The sequence below is a fragment of the Hydrogenophaga sp. NH-16 genome, from assembly GCF_004006415.1.
Lineage (GTDB): Bacteria > Pseudomonadota > Gammaproteobacteria > Burkholderiales > Burkholderiaceae_C > Hydrogenophaga > Hydrogenophaga pseudoflava.
Genome location: NZ_CP029344.1, coordinates 4,100,720 through 4,117,265, shown reverse-complemented (window position 1 = coordinate 4,117,265; position 16,546 = coordinate 4,100,720). Strand labels below are relative to the sequence as shown.

Here is a 16,546-nt window from a genome sequence, read left to right as displayed (position 1 = left end):
CGAATGTTGCTGCCGCCCCAGGGCATGAAATCGGCCTTCTGTTTCCTCATTGCCGCCAAGCGCTGCGAAATCGCCGGCCTGCAACAGCTGGCGCTGACCAGCGCCCTGGTCAACGCCACCGGCCGCTTCATCCATGCGCTGCAGCGCGAGCGCGGCCTGTCCAACCTCTACCTCGCCTCGCAAGGCCAGCACTGGGCCGATGAGCGCCTGGCCCAGGTGGCGTGCTGCGACGAGCTGCAGGCCGAGGTGCGCGCCGCCTTCGACACCCTGGACACCGAGACCCCGCGCGCCGGCAACGGCGCCCGCCTGTTCAGCCGCATCGCCTATGTGCTGCAGGGCCTGGACGCCCTACCCCTGCTGCGCCTGCGTGTGCAGACACAGGTCTGGAGCGCCGCACGCGCCACCGCCGGCTACATCCGCCTGATCAACGGCCTGCTGGCGGTGGTGTTCGAGGCCGCCGACAGCGCCTCCGACCCCGACATCTCGCGCCGCCTGGTGGCCCTGTTCAACTTCATCCAGGGCAAGGAATTCGCCGGCCAGGAACGCGCCACCGGCTCGGCCCTGTTTGCGGCGGGCTGCGCGCAGGCCGACGGCCAGCAGCGCCTGCTGCACCTGATCGACTCGCAGGAACGCTGCCTGCAGGTGTTCGCCGACTTCGCCAGCGAGCCGCTGCGCGAGGCCTGGGCCGCCGTGCAGCGGCACGACACGCAGGCCTCGCTGGAGCGGCTGCGCCGCATCCTGGCCACCTCGCTGCCCGGCGGCCCGCTGGACACCGGCCTGAGCCAGATCTGGTTCGACGCCTGCACCGCCCGCATGGACACCATGAAGACGGTGGAGGACGCGCTGGCCGCCGAGCTGGAGGCCCTGTGCCACCAGCGCCTGGCGGCCGCCACCCGCGACCTGGCCGACTTCCAGAAGTGGCAGCGCGCCGAGTCGCTGGGCGAGGACCTGCCCGAGCACGGCGACTTCTTCGACGAAGGCCAGGCCGCCCCCGCGCCGCCGGTGAACCTGGGGCACCCGGTGCAGGCCTACGGCCCGCAGGTGGAACGCTCGATCCTCGAACTGGTGCACGAACAGGCGCAGCGCCTGCAGCAGATGGGTGACGAGCTGGACATGGTCCGTGCCAGCCTGAACGAACGCAAGATCGTCGAACGCGCCAAGGGCCTGCTGATGGCACACCGCCAGCTCAGCGAGCACGAGGCGCACAAGACGCTGCGCCAGATGGCGATGAACCAGAACCGGCGCCTGGTGGACGTGGCGCAGGCGGTGCTGGCCATGGCCGAGATCCTGCCGCCGGGCCTGCGCTGAGCCCACCTGTTGCGGCGCACAAAAGCTGTGCCGCCGCACGGCCGCGCACCAGTTTGAAGCCGCCCTGACACCCCGTTCAGCGGCTGCCCCTGCACCGCCTTCTTCGAAAAACCCAGCCAATTCAAAGAGTTACGCTTTCAACGGAGCCAACCAGCACAAGCTGGCACGGTCCGTGCTCAAGGATGGTCAACGGGACGTGCCAATGGCGGCACACCCTCCCGACGGTCTCAGGACACTCAGGACAACGGCGTCCATTTCTCGCCCCCGACAGGGGGGCCTGGAATGGGCGCCGTTTTGTTTTTCCGGTTTCAGTTTTCGGTTTTTTCTTCACAGGAGTTGAGCATGAACGACCACCGCGCCACGACACCCGAGACCGCCGCCGCGCCCGCCGCCGACAGCGGCTCGCGCCGCGACTTCATCAAGAAGGGCGCGGCCGCCGCCACCTTCTTCTCCACCCTGGGCCACAGCGGCGTCTGGGCCGCCGGCTCCGACGCGCCGGAAAAGACCGAGGTCAAGATCGGTTTCATCCCCCTGACCGACTGCGCCAGCGTGGTGATGGCCAGCGTGCTGGGTTTCGACAAGAAGTACGGCGTGACCATCGTGCCCACCAAGGAGGCGAGCTGGGCCGGCGTGCGCGACAAGCTGGTCAACGGCGAACTGGACTTCGCCCACGTGCTCTACGGCCTGGTCTACGGCGTGCACATGGGCACGGCCGGCCCCAAGAAAGACATGGCCGTGCTGATGAGCCTGAACAACAACGGCCAGGCGATCACGCTGTCCAAGGCGCTGGCCGACAAGGGCGCGGTGGACGGCCCGTCCCTGGCCAGGTTCATGGCCGCAAACAAGCGCGAGTACACCTTCGCGGGCACCTTCCCGACCGGCACCCACGCGATGTGGATGCACTACTGGCTGGCCGCCGCGGGCATCAACCCGCTGTCGGGCGCCAAGCTGATCACCGTGCCGCCGCCGCAGATGGTGGCCAACATGCGCGTGGGCAACATGGACGGCTTCTGCGTCGGCGAACCCTGGAACCACCGCGCCATCATGGACGGCATCGGTGTGACGGCCAACACCACCCAGGACCTCTGGAAAGACCACCCCGAGAAGGTGCTGGGCACGACCGCCGACTTCGTCAGGAAGTACCCCAACACCACGCGCGCCGTGATGATGGCCGTGCTCGAAGCCAGCCGCTGGATCGACGCCGGCCTGCAGAACAAGCTGAAGATGGCCGAGACCGTGGCGCAGAAGGCCTACATCAACACCGGTGTCGACGCGATCAACCAGCGCATCCTGGGCCGTTATCAGAACGGCATGGGCAAGACCTGGGACGACCCCAACCACATGAAGTTCTTCAACGACGGCAAGGTCAACTTCCCCTACCTGTCCGACGGCATGTGGTTCCTCACCCAGCACAAGCGCTGGGGCTTGATCAAGAGCCACCCCGACTACCTCGGCATCGCGAAGCAGATCAACCAGATCGAGCTCTACAAGTCCGTCGCAGGCGCCATGGGCATCAGCGTGCCCAAGGACCCGATGCGCAGCAGCAAGCTGATGGACGGCGTGGTGTGGGACGGCAAGGACCCCGCCAAGTACGCCGACGGCTTCGCCATCAAGGCCTGACCCTTCACAAGGAGCACCACCATGGTTGCCGCTGTTTTTCACATGCCGCTGGAGGCTTCGGCCCCGCCCGCCGCCAGCCCCACCACCTCGCCCATCGCCAAAGCCATGACCGCCTCGCAAGCCAGGCCCGCCGCAGCGCCCCCTGCTCCGAAAAAGCCTGCGATCGATCTGCGCAGCTTCTGGATGGCCGTGCTGCCGCCGGTGCTGGGCCTGGCGGTGCTCGTGCTGGTCTGGCAGGCCATCGCGTCCACCTCCAACAGCGGCATACCCAAACCGGCCGAGACCTGGGCGCAGGCGGTGCAGGTGTTCTCCGACCCCTTCTACAGCAACGGCCCCAACGATCAGGGCGTGGGCTGGAACGTGCTGGCCTCCCTGCAGCGTGTGGCCATCGGCTTCGGCATGGCGGCGCTGGTCGGCATTCCGGCGGGCTTTGCGATTGGCCGCTCGGTGTTCCTCTCGCGCATGTTCAACCCGCTCATCAGCCTGCTGCGCCCGGTGTCGCCGCTGGCCTGGCTGCCCATCGGTCTGCTGGTGTTCAAGGGCGCCAACCCGGCCGCCATCTGGACCATCTTCATCTGCTCGATCTGGCCCATGGTCATCAACACCGCGGTGGGCGTGCAGCGCGTGCCGCAGGACTACATGAACGTGGCCCGCGTGCTCAACCTCAGCGAGTGGAAGATCTTCACCAAGATCCTGTTCCCCGCCGTGCTGCCCTACCTGCTGACCGGCGTGCGCCTGGCGGTGGGCACCGCCTGGCTGGTGATCGTGGCCGCCGAGATGCTGACCGGCGGCGTGGGCATCGGCTTCTGGGTCTGGGACGAGTGGAACAACCTCAACGTCTCCAGCATCATCATCGCCATCTTCGTGATCGGCATCGTCGGCCTGCTGCTGGAGTTCGCGCTCATCAAGCTGGCCTCTATCTTCACCTATGAGGAAGTGAAAGCATGAACACGAAGTACATCGACATCCAGGGCGTCGAGCAGACCTTCAAGACCAGAAAGGGCCTGTTCCCCGCGCTCAAGGACATCAACCTCTCCGTCGCCAAAGGCGAGTTCGTCGCGCTGATCGGCCACTCGGGCTGCGGCAAGTCCACGCTGCTGAACCTGATCGCCGGACTGACCACGCCCACCGGTGGCGTGCTGCTGTGCGCCGACAAGGAAATCGCAGGCCCTGGCCCCGAGCGCGCCGTGGTGTTCCAGAACCATTCGCTGCTGCCCTGGCTGACCTGCTACGAGAACATCTTCCTGGCTGTGGAGCGGGTGTTCGGCCGCACCGAAACCCGCATCCAGCTGAAGGTGCGCACCGATGCGGCGCTGGAACTGGTGGGCCTGAAGGCCGCCGCGCAAAAGCGCCCCGGCGAAATCTCGGGCGGCATGAAGCAGCGCGTGGGCATTGCCCGTGCGCTGTCGATGGAGCCCAAGGTGCTGCTGATGGACGAACCCTTCGGCGCCCTGGACGCGCTGACCCGCGCCAAGCTGCAGGACGAGCTGCTGGAGATCGTCGCCAAGACCCAGGCCACCGTGGTCATGGTCACGCACGACGTGGACGAGGCGGTGCTGCTGTCCGACAAGATCGTGATGATGACCAACGGGCCGGCCGCCACCATCGGCGAGGTGCTTGCGGTCGACCTGCCGCGCCCGCGCCACCGCGTCGCCCTGGCCGACGACCCGCAGTACCAGCACTACCGCAAGGCGGTCATCGACTTCCTCTACACGCGCCAGGCACACGTCGAAAAGGCGGCCTGACCCCCGCAGCGGCCCAAGCACCCGCACCCCAAGCTGGTGCATCCCGCCCGTGATTCGACGGGCACGAAGCTTGCAAGAAATCGGGCGAAGGCTGACGAAGGCCTTCCCCCTCTGCGCCACGCCGCGTTCGCGGTGTTCCAGCGCCTCCGCGACCGCAGCGCCCGCCCGGGTGGCCTGCGGTCGTGGTGCATCCTCCCCCGCCCCACTCCACAGACCACGACCATGGCCGGATTACGCTCGTTCCTCCAAAGTGGCCACACGCCCACGCTGTTCGCCGCCTTCTTCTACCTGATGTTCTCCTTTGTCATCTGGGTGATGAACGGCGCCATGGCCCCCTTCATCAGCGAGGAGTTCAACCTCACGCCCGCACAGAAGGGCCTGCTGCTGTCCATCCCCATCGTGGCCGGCGCGATCATGCGCTTCCCCCTGGGTCTGCTGGCGCAATATGTGGGCCGCAAGACCGCGACACTGGTCGAGCTGAGCCTGATCACGCTGACCATGGCCTTCGGCTACTTCTTCGTTCACAGCTACGACGACCTGCTCAAGCTGGCCCTGCTGCTGGGCGTGGCCGGCGCCAGCTTCGGCGTCGCCATGTCGCTCGGCTCGGGCTGGTACCCGCCCAAGTACAAGGGCCTGGCCATGGGCCTGGTGGGCGCAGGCAACGTGGGCACCGCCGTGGCCGCCCTGCTCGCACCACCGCTGGCACAGAGGTTCGGCTGGCAGACGGTGTACGGCTTTGCCGCCCTCGCCTCCTTCGTGCCCATGCTGGTGGTGGCCTTCATGGCCAAGGAACCGCCCGACCGCGACGAACACGCCAACCTCAGGGACCACCTGGCCTGCCTGCTGGAGAAGGACGGCTGGGTCTTCAGCCTGATCTACGTCGTCACCTTCGGCGGCTTTATCGGCATCACCACCTTCCTGCCCACCTACTACCACGACCAGTTCGGCGTGAGCAAGGTGCAGGCCGGCCAGCTCACCATGCTCGCCGCCTTCATGGGCGCCGCAGTGCGCGTCTTCGGCGGCTGGATTTCGGACCACTGGGGCGGCGTGAACACGCTGACCGTGGTGCTGGTGGTCGTCGCGGCGGCGCTGGTGGGCGTGGGACTGTCCTCGCAGTCCATCGCGCTGACCACGCTGCTGCTCATCGTCTGCTTCGCTGCGCTGGGCGCGGGCAACGGCGCGCTGTTCCAGCTGGTGCCGCTGCGCTGGCCCACGTCCACCGCGGTCGCTGGTTCGATGATCGGCGAGATCGGCGCCCTCGGCGGTGGCCTGGTGCCCATGCTCATGGGCCAGTCCAAGCAGAACACCGACAGCTTCCTCACCGGCTTCATCGTGCTGGCCGTGTTCTCGCTGCTGATGCTGGGCGTGATGCGCAAGATGCAGGTGCGCTGGACGCGGACCTGGGCCGAGAAGGGTGGGCGGGCGCGGACCGAGTGAAGGGCCTACCCGCAACCGGCTGAGGGATATGAGCTGCGAAAAGGGCGCCAGCGAAAGAAGTGACTACATTCATCAGCCATGAACGCAAGCACCACGCCGTCCCAAGCCATCCCGCCTCGCCCGAAAACCTCGACCGACAAAAGCAAGATCCGCTTCCTGCTGCTGGAAGGCGTTCACCCCTCGGCCGTCGAGGTGTTGCGCGCGGCGGGCTACAGCCAGATCGAGAGCCTTCCAGGGGCCCTGCCAGACGATGAACTCAAGTCCAAGATCGCCGACGTGCACTTTCTGGGCATCCGCTCGCGCACTCAGCTCACCGCCGAGGTGCTGAGCCACGCCCACCGCCTGGCCGCCGTTGGCTGCTTCTGCATCGGCACCAACCAGGTGGACCTGGCCGCCGCGCGCGAACGCGGCATCGCGGTGTTCAACGCCCCCTTCTCCAACACCCGCTCGGTGGCCGAACTGGTGCTGGCCGAAGCCATCCTGCTGATGCGCGGAGTCCCCGAAAAGAACGCCGTGGCGCACCGCGGCGGCTGGCTGAAGTCGGCGAGCAACTCGTTCGAGATTCGCGGCAAGACACTGGGCATCGTGGGCTATGGCGCCATCGGCACGCAACTCTCGGTGCTGGCCGAAGCGCTGGGCATGCAGGTGGTGTTTTTTGACGTCGCGACCAAGCTGCCACTGGGCAACGCCAGACCGCTCACCAGCCTGGACGAGCTGATGGCCACCGCCGACGTGGTGAGCCTGCACGTGCCCGAAACGCCCGCCACGCAATGGATGATCGGCGCCGCTCAGATCGCGCGCATGAAGCCCAGCGCCGTGCTGATCAACGCCTCGCGCGGCACCGTGGTGCAGGTGGACGCGCTGGCGGGCGCGCTGCGAAACCAGGCCCTGCTCGGAGCCGCCATCGACGTGTTCCCTGAAGAGCCGCACAGCAACAAGGACATGTTCGAATCGCCCCTGCGCGGCCTGGACAACGTGATCCTCACGCCGCACATCGGCGGCTCCACGCTGGAGGCGCAGGAGAACATCGGCATCGAGGTGGCGGAAAAACTGGTCAAGTACAGCGACAACGGCACCACCACCTCGGCCGTCAACTTTCCCGAGGTGGCTCTTCCCGCACACCCCGGCAAACACCGCCTGCTGCACATCCACCGCAATGTGCCTGGCGTGCTCTCCGGCATCAACCGCATTTTTTCGGACCACCAGATCAACATCTCTGCGCAGTACCTGCAGACGCGCGAAGACGTGGGCTACGTGGTGGTGGACATCGACGCTGCGCACTCCGAGCTGGCGCTGGCCGAGCTGGCACGCGTGCCGGGCACCCTGCGCAGCCGCGTGCTGTTCTGAGGGCTGGCGCCGCACCTGCTGGCCGCCAGCCAGTCGCAGGATGCGCAAGAAGCGTCAGTGCACTGGCAGGCTTGTGCGGACACCATAAAACGGCACAATGCCGTGAAATGGCCAGCGACCTCTCCCCCGGCCAGGCTGCACAGCTCACTCACTCACCATCCATTCGGAAGACCAGATGCGCCACCTGGTGGATCACGCGGACCGCTTCCAGTCCGAGCAGGCTGGCTGAGGGAACGGCTCATGCGGGTCTTCAACATCTACCGCTACGACCCGGACAAGGATGTAGCGCCGCGCATGCAGCGCTACCAGATCGACGTGCACCCGGGCGACCGGATGTTGCTGGATGTCCTGATCCGACTCAAGGCCATGGACCCGACACTGAGCTTCCGCCGGTCCTGCCGCGAGGGTGTCTGTGGTTCAGACGCCATGAACATCAATGGCAAGAACGGGCTGGCCTGCCTCACCAACATGACGACCTTGCCGCAGACCGTGACCCTCAAGCCACTGCCTGGGCTGCCGGTGGTGCGCGACCTGTTCGTCGACATGACCGGATTTTTCAAGCAGTACCACTCGGTCAAGCCGTGGCTCATGACCGAGTCGCCGCCACCAGCCCGGGAGCGACTGCAGTCCAGCCAAGCCCGTGAAGAACTCAACGGCCTGTACGAATGCATTCTGTGCGCCTGCTGTTCGAGCGCGTGCCCGAGCTTCTGGTGGAACCCGGACAAGTACGTTGGCCCTGCTGGCCTGCTGCAGGCCTACCGATTTCTCGTGGACAGTCGCGATGAGGCCACCGGAGAAAGGCTGGACGACCTGCACGACCCCTATCGCCTGTTCCGCTGTCGGACCATCCTGAACTGCACCGATGTGTGCCCCAAGGGTCTGAACCCGGCTCTGGCCATCGGCAAGATCAAGGAAATGATGGTGCGGCGCGCTGCCTGACTCAGTCAGTCAGGGGCAACCCCCAGCACCGCAAACGCCGCCTGCAAGCGCGCCTCGTACCGCAGCCTGAACGCGGCCACTTCGTCGGGCGCCCACTCCTCAAACCCCGCGCCGCTCTTCATGCCGGTGCGACCCTGCTTCACCAGATCGGCCACGCAGGCCGGCGGGGTGCTGATGTTCGACAGGCTGGGGTAGACCGACGCGCCGGAGGCGACGTGCGTGTCCCATCCGGACATTTCTTTCTGCGCCATGGGGCCAAGCGCGGCGAAGCGGAAACCGAAGCCGAAGCGCACCGCGTCGTCGATGTCCTGCGGGGTGACCAGCCCACGATCCACCAGCGAGAGGGCTTCGCGCATCAGCGCGTGCTGCAGGCGCGTGATGAGCAGGCCGGGGATGTACTGCCTGATCAGCGTGGTCTTCTTGCCGGTGGCCTGGATGAGGCGGCACACGCCTTCGGCCAGCGGCAGGCTCGTCCTGGAACCCAGCGCCACCTCCACCATGGGCACGATGTGCGCGGGCATGGAGTAGTGGACGTTGAGCATGCGATCGGTGGTGCCCAGACCCTCGGTCATCTCGTCGATGCCGTGGCCCGAGCTGTTGCTGCCGATGGGAATGTGCGGCGGCACGCAGCGGTCCAGAGCGGCGAACAGGGCGCGTTTGGCGGCCAGGTCCTCGCTGATGGTTTCGATGACCAGGGCCACGCCGCCCCAGTCGTTCCATTGGTTCAGGTCGGCGGCCAACAAGGGACCGGGTGGATGCACCGGCTGCAGCGTCGCGGCCAGTGCGCCGATGGCGGGCAGCCGGGCCTGCAATCGGGCCACATCGCGGCCGAGCAGCACGACCGGGTGGCCCGCGGCGCTGAAGATGGCGGCGATGCCGGCGCCCATGTGGCCGGAGCCGATGATCACGAGGGTGTGGTTCACGAGCCGTTCCTTGTCAGGTCTTGTCTGGCACAAACACGGCATTCGGCACGAGGAGCGCCTTGGTCATTCTCGACGCCTGGCACTCAGATCGACAGCCAGGTCGCACCGGCAAAAGCCAGCAGGAAAAGCATGGCAAACGTACGACGAATGCCTGCGGACCAACGGTCCACCCGGTTCTTGAGCAGCCTGTAGAGGCGGATGTCGACCTCCCCCACCAACGCGGAAACCAGGAACGTCAGGCCGACGGCGGACCAGAAAAGCGTCATCGGCGTGGCGTCCGTCCACACGGCATAGAGCGTGCGCACGACCGGCACATGGCAAAGGTAGATGGCATAGCTGTAGCCTCCCAGGCGGTCTCCCACGGCATCCACCACAGGCTGTGTCCAGGTGGGAACGTGGTGCGTCAGGCTGTGCACCAGCAGTGCCGCCCCGACACCCATGCACCACCTCACCTGCATGACACCGAGCGACGACCCGACGTAGAACAAGGTCACCGCGAGCACGGACGCCAGCACAGGATGAACCGACCGGTCCCTCCACACCAGGGGAATCAGCATGCCCATCGCAAAGCCGACGTTGACCGTCACAAATGGCAGCAGGAAGGGGTGGTAGACATTGACCTGCGGGTTGTCCGGCGAAGGATGTTGTTCAGCAGGATCAGCGCCAGCCATCCCACCAGGAAAGACACCGCGCTGCCTGTCCTCCGGAACCAGATCAGCAAGGCGACAAAGACATAGAAAGCGATCTCGAAAACCAGCGTCCATTCGACCCCCAGCGGATAGGTCGTCCCTCCGTACGGAAACAGGGACAGCGCACGCCAGTCAAAGGGTGGCTTGATCGGAGACGCCAGGGACGCCAGAAACACCAGCGCCACCACGATGTAGTAAATCGGGTAGATGCGCACCACCCGGTGCATCAGGAAGGTGGGCGCGTCGCTGCGCATCATCAGCATGGCCATCAGGTTGCCGGACAGCGCAAAAAAAAGCGTGACCCCCACGCCGCCAAACCACATGGGCACGAAGCCGACATGCCCGCCCTTTTTCATCATCGTCAGGTACACCGCCGCGTGGTAGAGCACCACCATGGACGCAGCAACGAAGCGCAGCCACTGAAGGCTGACGATCTTGCCCATGGGCTGACTGGGGGACGGAGGGAGGGTCATGGAGGGTCCAGGTGCAGGTCGCGGGATTCTAGAGAACACGGCTTGCACACCCTGAGGGAACCTGGAACGCATACAAAAGCATGCTTTCGAATCCGAAAAAAACCCGATACGGGGCTCGGATAGTCAGTTTTTCTGTTTCTTCAGGGAGTGATTCGACATGATACGAACGAGCATCGTCAGTGCTCTGTGCGTCTGCGCGCTGCTGAGCGCTTGCGGAGGCGGGAGCGAACAAGACCAACCACAGGCGCAGGAACCACGCAGCGACACGGCGTTGGCAGACACCACAACCGCCGGTCGCCCTGCTGAGGCCCCTGGAGCCACAGCAGTAGACAACGAGGCCTGGGCCGGATCGGCGGCCCTGAATCAGGCCGAGGTCCAGCAGGTTCGAGAGGCAGAAAACATCGAACAAGCCGCGTCGAGCGCCGCCCGAAAAGCAGTGACGGCGCCCGCAGCCCCTATCTACCGCTTCTTCAACAACCAGACAGGCGCCCGCCTGCTGACCAAGTCCATCGCAGAACGGGACGCCATCCTCAACACCTTGTCCCAGTTCCGCTACGAGGGCCCGGTCTTTGCCGCCTGGCAGACCACCGATACAGGCCTCGCGCCCGTGTACCGGTTCGCCAACACCCGGAATGGCACACATGTCTTCACCATCAGTGAAACCGAGCGGAACCACATCCTGGCCACCATGCCCTGGATGGCACTAGAGGGCGCCGCCTACTACGCGGCCAGAACCGCGCTGCCCGGCACCACTGCGCTCTACCGCTTCTATCACCTGCAACGCGGTTTCCACTTCTACACCGCCAGCGTCGGCGAACGCGACCACCTGATCGCCAATCTGGCCAGCACTTACCGCTATGAGGGTGTCGCGTACTACGTCAATGCAACCGTGGGTAGCTACAGCAAGGCTCTGGCTTCGTTCGCCGGCAAGGTGAATGCGTACGGAAACGTCAACGCCGCCGGAGAGAGTGCAAGGTTCGGTGGGCTGCGTGGCTTGGTCTTTGATCCGGCGGGGACGTTGTACGCCGTCGACAGCAAACAGACCTCAGCTGACTATCTCGGATACCCCGAGATAAGGAAGGTGTCACCCAACGGAACGGTCAGCAGCTTCGTTGGCTCCTGGAACAGCCCGGTCGCCTACCGAGATGGCGTCGGCAGCGGAGCCGCGCTGTTCGGTATGCAGGCCATCACGTTCGACGCAAATGGAATGGGGTACACCGGCGACAACCACACTGTAAGAACCATCAATCCGACTGGGGTCGTCACCACCATCGCGGGAGATCTCAGGAATTCAGGGTATGTCAATGGACAGGCGCAGGCAGCCCGTTTCCTAGGCATCCGGGGCATCGCACGTGATTCCAGCGGCAATATTTTCGTGAGCGAGTGCTATACCGGTGCCGTCTTCCCCAGCTCGCGGATCAGGAAGGTCACACCGGCCGGCGTTGTCAGCACCTTTGCTGGCGCTCCAACCCAGTACAGCAACTTTGGCTATGCCGACGGTCAGGGAACCGATGCGCGCTTCAGGTGCCCTGGACAGATTGCCGTGGATGCGAGCGACAACCTCTACGTCGCTGACGAGGGAAATCACCGCATCCGAAAAATCACACCGTCGGGCTTGGTGACCACACTCGCAGGACAAGGCGCCTATGGCGTTGTGGACGGCGAGGGTACTGCGGCGCGTTTCGACAACCCTTATGCCCTCACGGTGGACATGGCCACGGGCAACGTGTACACGGCTGACTGGGATGGCTACACCGTCAGGAGAATCACGCCATCCGGCACGGTCACAACCATTGTTGGCTCACCGTACGCGCGTGGTGTGTTTTTCGGCGCCCTACCCGCAGGTCTGGCAGAAGTTGGCGGCCTGGCGATCCGCAATGGTCGCCTCTACATCGCCTCTCTGAACGGCATCTACTGGACCAACCTTTGACACCACCAGTGGTCCACTAAAATCGCGGGTTACCCGGGCGCCGTTCGGCGCCCGTTTCCTTTTCCGGACCTTCCTCATGACCACCTCGCGCATCGACGGCGTTGCCGTCACCACCCAGGCCAATGTCTACTTCGACGGCAAGTGCGTCAGCCATGGCATCACCTTCCCCGACGGCACCAAAAAGTCGGTCGGCGTGGTGCTGCCCGCCACCCTGACCTTCAACACCGGCGCGCCCGAGATCATGGAATGCGTGGCCGGCGGCTGCGAATACAAGCTGGCCGGCACCGACGCCTGGATCAAGTCCGGCCCGGGCGACAAGTTCAGCGTGCCCGGCAACAGCAGCTTCGACATCCGCGTGACCGAGGCCTACCACTACATCTGCCATTTCGGTTGATCCGCAGCCGATCCCAAAGAGAGCACACACATGGCCACCATTCTTCAGAACCTGCCCGCCCAGCAGAAAGTCGGCATCGCCTTCTCCGGCGGCCTGGACACCTCCGCCGCCCTGCTGTGGATGAAGCAGAAGGGCGCCCTGCCCTACGCCTACACCGCCAACCTCGGCCAGCCCGACGAGAGCGACTACGAAGAAATCCCGCGCAAGGCCATGGCCTACGGCGCTGAAAAAGCCCGCCTGGTGGACTGCCGCCTGCAGCTGGCGCACGAAGGTATTGCCGCCATCCAGTGCGGCGCCTTCCACATCAGCACCGGTGGCATCACCTACTTCAACACCACCCCGCTGGGCCGCGCGGTGACCGGCACCATGCTGGTGGCCGCCATGAAGGAAGACGACGTCCACATCTGGGGCGACGGCTCGACCTTCAAAGGCAACGACATCGAGCGCTTCTACCGCTACGGCCTGCTAACCAACCCCAGCCTCAAGATCTACAAGCCCTGGCTGGACCAGCGCTTCATCGACGAGCTGGGCGGTCGCAAGGAAATGAGCGAGTTCCTGATCGCCAACGGCTTCGACTACAAGATGTCGGTCGAGAAGGCCTACAGCACCGACAGCAACATGCTGGGCGCCACGCACGAGGCCAAGGACCTGGAAGAACTGTCGTCGGGCATCCGCATCGTCAACCCCATCATGGGCGTGGCGTTCTGGAAGCCGGAAGTCGAGGTCAAGGCCGAGGAAGTCACGATCCGCTTCGAGGAAGGCCAGCCGGTCGCCCTCAACGGCCAGACCTTCGCCTCGCCGGTCGAGCTGTTCCTCAAGGCCAACGAGATCGGCGGCCGCCACGGCCTGGGCATGAGCGACCAGATCGAGAACCGCATCATCGAAGCCAAGAGCCGCGGCATCTACGAAGCCCCCGGCATGGCGCTGCTGCACATCGCCTATGAGCGACTGGTCACCGGCATCCACAACGAAGACACGATCGAGCAGTACCGCATCAACGGCCTCAAACTCGGTCGCCTGCTCTACCAGGGCCGCTGGTTCGACCCGCAGTCCATCATGCTGCGCGAAACTGCCCAGCGCTGGGTGGCACGCGCCGTGACCGGCGAAGTGACGCTGGAACTGCGCCGCGGCAACGACTATTCGATCCTCAACACCGAGTCGCCCAACCTGACCTATGCGCCCGAGCGCCTGTCGATGGAGAAGGTGGAGGACGCCCCGTTCAGCCCGCTGGACCGCATCGGCCAGCTGACCATGCGCAACCTCGACATCACCGACACGCGCGCCAAGCTGGGCATCTACGCCCACACCGGCCTGCTGTCGATGGGCGATGGCACGTCGGAGATCTTCAAGCTCGAAGGCGGGAAGTGATCTGACTTCGTGGAGCGGGCGGTGCCGGGGTGCGGCGCTGCGCCGCTCATGCCCCCCGGCGGCCTGCGGCCGCCTCCTCCTTTACTTCGCTTTGCAGCACCCCACCCCGGCACCGCCGTGGGCACGCAAAGAATCGAAGACTTCAGATGACGACTGGTTCCGGCTCCAGCCGGATGCCAAAGCGCTCGTAGACGCTGGTCTGGATCGCCTTGGCCAGGGTCATCACCTCGCCGCCGGTGCACGGATGCTCGGCGTCGCCCTTGTTGACCAGCACCAGCGCCTGCTTGTCGTACACGCCCGCATGGCCCATGGTCTTTCCCTTCCAGCCGCAGGCGTCGATGAGCCAGCCGGCGGCCAGCTTGATGCTGCCATCGTCCATCGGGTAGTGCACCACCTTCGGGTCGCGCGCGATGATGTCGGCGCACTGCTCGGGCGTCACCGTCGGGTTCTTGAAGAAGCTGCCGGCGTTGCCGATGACGGCCGGGTCGGGCAGTTTGGCGCGGCGGATCGCGACCACCCAATCGAAGATCTGGCGCGCATCGGGCTGGCGGATGCCCGTCTCGTCCATCTTGCGCTCCAGGTCCAGATAGCCCAGCACCGGTTTCCAGGGCTTGGGCAGCCAGAAGCGCACCCGCGTGATGAGTGCACGACCTTTCAGGCCAAAACTGCGCTCGTCCGAGGGCGCGTGCTTGAACACCGAATCGCGGTAGCCAAAGCCGCACTGGGCCGCATCCAGCGAAAACACCCGCCCGGTCTCCAGGTCCATCGCATCCAGCGAGTGGAACCGGTCCTGCAGCTCGACGCCATAGGCGCCAATGTTCTGCACCGGCGCCGCCCCCACCGTGCCCGGGATCAGCGCCATGTTCTCCAGCCCCGGCCAGCCCTGCTCCAGCGTCCAGTGCACGAAGTCGTGCCAGCCCTCTCCGCCGCCGGCCTCCACCAGCCAGCCCTTGTCCGTTTCTTCGACCAGCCGCCGCCCGGCGATCTCCACCTTGAGCACCAGGGCCTTGAGGTCTCCCGTCAGCACCAGGTTGCTCCCGCCGCCCAGCACGAACACCGGGTGTTCCGCCGACGGCTGCCGCCAGTCGGGGCTGGCCATCAGGCCGAGCAGATCATCGACGGAGCGCAGACGAACGAGGCGTTGCGCACGCGCGGCGATACCGAAGGTGTTCATCGGCTGGAGGGCGACATTGTTCTCGACTAACATCCATGGATTGTCTCATTCACGCATCCGGGAGTACCACTCATGCCCTCTTTCGACACCGTTCTTGAAGCCGATTTCGTGGAAGTGAAAAACGCGGTCGACCAGGTGGCCAAGGAGATCGGCACGCGCTTCGATTTCAAGGGCACCAGCGCCGGCATCGAGCTCAAGGAAAAAGACAAGGAAATCACCCTGTTCGGCGACGCCGACTTCCAGCTCCAGCAGGTCGAGGACATCCTGCGCAACAAGATGACCAAGCGCAACGTCGACGTGCGCTTCCTGGACATCGGCAAGGTCGAGAAGATCGGCGGCGACAAGGTCAAGCAGGTGGTCAAGGTGCGCAATGGCATCGCCAGTGAAGACGCCAAGAAGATCCAGCAGACCATCAAGAACAGCAAGATGAAGGTGCAGGCCGCGATCCAGGGCGACGCGGTGCGCGTGACCGGCGCCAAGCGCGACGACCTGCAGGCGGCGATGGCCCTGATCCGCAGCGAACTCAAGGAACTGCCGCTGGGCTTCAACAACTTCCGCGACTGAGCGGCACCGGCTCCCTCGCCTCATGCGCAGCCCCTTCCGTCCTGTCCCGGCGCTGGTCCTGGCAATACCGCTGATGCTCGGCGGGCCGGCTCTCGCCGCTGTCTTCAAGTGCAAGGCCCCGGATGGCGCCACCATCTTCCAGGACAGCGAATGTGGTCCCGGAAGCCAGCCGCTGCAGGCGCCGAAAGCTGGCAACAGCCCCCCGGTCGATCTGACCCAGCCTCTGGACAAACGATTCAAGACACCCGAAGAAAGGGACCGGCTGATGGCGGCCCTCAAGATCGCAGGGCTTGATCTGGGCATGCGCAAAGGCATCGAGTTCTGCAAGACCCACGCGGCCGCGCATGTGGCCGGCATCGAGCAGGTCTACAGCGGGTGGCGCCAGCAGCACGCCGTCGCAATCGGCACCGCCGACCGGCTGATCGAGAAGTACACCACCACGCGCGAGCGTGCCGATGGTGTCAGCGACATCGTCGCCCTGCTGGAGCAGTCCCTTCAAACGCGGGCCGGCAACGATGCGGCGCGCAACACGGACAACTGCAAGAGCGCGCCGGTCAAGCTGCGCTCCTTCCTGGACAACCGCCACACCGATATCTATTCGGCGGTCGGCAGCGGCCGCTGATACTCACCACGTG

The 16,546-nt window shown here is 65.2% G+C and carries 16 protein-coding genes; 12 read left to right on the top strand and 4 right to left on the bottom strand.

The annotated features are described in order from the left end of the window. Positions 1-24: 24 nt before the first annotated feature. The 7 genes from DD542_RS19845 (at position 25) to DD542_RS19815 (ending at position 8,396) form a co-directional block, all read left to right on the top strand. On the top strand, positions 25-1,308 hold the full coding sequence (locus DD542_RS19845; protein ID WP_066149972.1) for a nitrate regulatory protein: 1,284 nt from the start codon (positions 25-27) through the stop codon (positions 1,306-1,308). A 342-nt stretch (positions 1,309-1,650) separates the two neighbouring features. After that, positions 1,651-2,928 carry a CmpA/NrtA family ABC transporter substrate-binding protein gene (locus tag DD542_RS19840; protein WP_127806816.1) on the top strand — a complete coding sequence of 426 codons (1,278 nt, stop codon included), beginning with the start codon at positions 1,651-1,653 and terminating at the stop codon, positions 2,926-2,928. A gap of 21 nt (positions 2,929-2,949) precedes the next feature. Beyond that, positions 2,950-3,876, top strand: a complete 927-nt coding sequence (ntrB, locus tag DD542_RS19835) for a nitrate ABC transporter permease (RefSeq protein ID WP_127806815.1) — start codon at positions 2,950-2,952, stop codon at positions 3,874-3,876. Further along, entirely contained in the window at positions 3,873-4,673 is an 801-nt protein-coding gene (locus DD542_RS19830; protein ID WP_127806814.1) for an ABC transporter ATP-binding protein, read from the top strand. The genes ntrB and DD542_RS19830 overlap by 4 nt, the downstream gene beginning before the upstream one ends. Positions 4,674-4,895: 222 nt before the next feature. Next, a complete protein-coding gene (locus DD542_RS19825; protein ID WP_127806813.1) occupies positions 4,896-6,110 on the top strand; it encodes an MFS transporter in 1,215 nt (404 codons plus the stop codon). 78 nt (positions 6,111-6,188) lie between these two features. Further along, the gene (gene serA / locus DD542_RS19820) at positions 6,189-7,457 is read left to right on the top strand and encodes a phosphoglycerate dehydrogenase (RefSeq protein ID WP_127806812.1); all 1,269 of its coding nucleotides are present in this window, start codon (positions 6,189-6,191) and stop codon (positions 7,455-7,457) included. A 240-nt stretch (positions 7,458-7,697) separates the two neighbouring features. Continuing rightward, the gene (locus DD542_RS19815; protein WP_127806811.1) at positions 7,698-8,396 is read left to right on the top strand and encodes a succinate dehydrogenase iron-sulfur subunit; all 699 of its coding nucleotides are present in this window, start codon (positions 7,698-7,700) and stop codon (positions 8,394-8,396) included. A gap of 5 nt (positions 8,397-8,401) precedes the next feature. On the opposite strand, the gene DD542_RS19810 is transcribed toward DD542_RS19815, so the two are convergent. From DD542_RS19810 to DD542_RS19800, 3 genes are all read right to left on the bottom strand, one after another. Next, positions 8,402-9,319: a 3-hydroxyacyl-CoA dehydrogenase NAD-binding domain-containing protein gene (locus tag DD542_RS19810; protein WP_241559607.1), complete on the bottom strand. Its 918-nt coding sequence runs from the start codon at positions 9,317-9,319 to the stop codon at positions 8,402-8,404. An 83-nt stretch (positions 9,320-9,402) separates the two neighbouring features. After that, positions 9,403-9,990 carry an acyltransferase family protein gene (locus tag DD542_RS19805; protein WP_164868441.1) on the bottom strand — a complete coding sequence of 196 codons (588 nt, stop codon included), beginning with the start codon at positions 9,988-9,990 and terminating at the stop codon, positions 9,403-9,405. Further along, positions 9,903-10,451: an acyltransferase family protein gene (locus tag DD542_RS19800; protein WP_164868440.1), complete on the bottom strand. Its 549-nt coding sequence runs from the start codon at positions 10,449-10,451 to the stop codon at positions 9,903-9,905. Before DD542_RS19800 ends, DD542_RS19805 begins: the two co-directional genes overlap by 88 nt. Before the next feature lie 187 nt (positions 10,452-10,638). Between DD542_RS19800 and DD542_RS19795 the strand changes: the two genes are divergently transcribed. The 3 genes from DD542_RS19795 to argG all read left to right on the top strand — a co-directional run bounded on the left by DD542_RS19795 (position 10,639) and on the right by argG (position 14,173). Beyond that, a complete protein-coding gene (locus DD542_RS19795; protein WP_127806807.1) occupies positions 10,639-12,411 on the top strand; it encodes a hypothetical protein in 1,773 nt (590 codons plus the stop codon). 76 nt (positions 12,412-12,487) lie between these two features. After that, complete coding sequence (locus DD542_RS19790) at positions 12,488-12,805, top strand: pyrimidine/purine nucleoside phosphorylase (RefSeq protein ID WP_066149948.1); 318 nt, start codon at positions 12,488-12,490, stop codon at positions 12,803-12,805. Positions 12,806-12,835: 30 nt separating this feature from the next. Next, positions 12,836-14,173: an argininosuccinate synthase gene (argG, locus tag DD542_RS19785; RefSeq protein WP_127806806.1), complete on the top strand. Its 1,338-nt coding sequence runs from the start codon at positions 12,836-12,838 to the stop codon at positions 14,171-14,173. A gap of 142 nt (positions 14,174-14,315) precedes the next feature. Here the strand turns inward: argG and murB are convergent, their stop codons facing one another. Beyond that, positions 14,316-15,380 (bottom strand): UDP-N-acetylmuramate dehydrogenase, encoded by a 1,065-nt coding sequence (gene murB, locus DD542_RS19780; RefSeq protein ID WP_127806805.1) that lies wholly within the window; start codon positions 15,378-15,380, stop codon positions 14,316-14,318. Between the two features lie 39 nt (positions 15,381-15,419). On the opposite strand from murB, the gene DD542_RS19775 reads away from it, so the two are divergent. Beyond that, positions 15,420-15,911 (top strand): YajQ family cyclic di-GMP-binding protein, encoded by a 492-nt coding sequence (locus DD542_RS19775; protein ID WP_079366963.1) that lies wholly within the window; start codon positions 15,420-15,422, stop codon positions 15,909-15,911. A gap of 22 nt (positions 15,912-15,933) precedes the next feature. Continuing rightward, the gene (locus DD542_RS19770) at positions 15,934-16,533 is read left to right on the top strand and encodes a hypothetical protein (RefSeq protein WP_127806804.1); all 600 of its coding nucleotides are present in this window, start codon (positions 15,934-15,936) and stop codon (positions 16,531-16,533) included. The last annotated feature ends 13 nt before the right edge of the window (positions 16,534-16,546 follow it).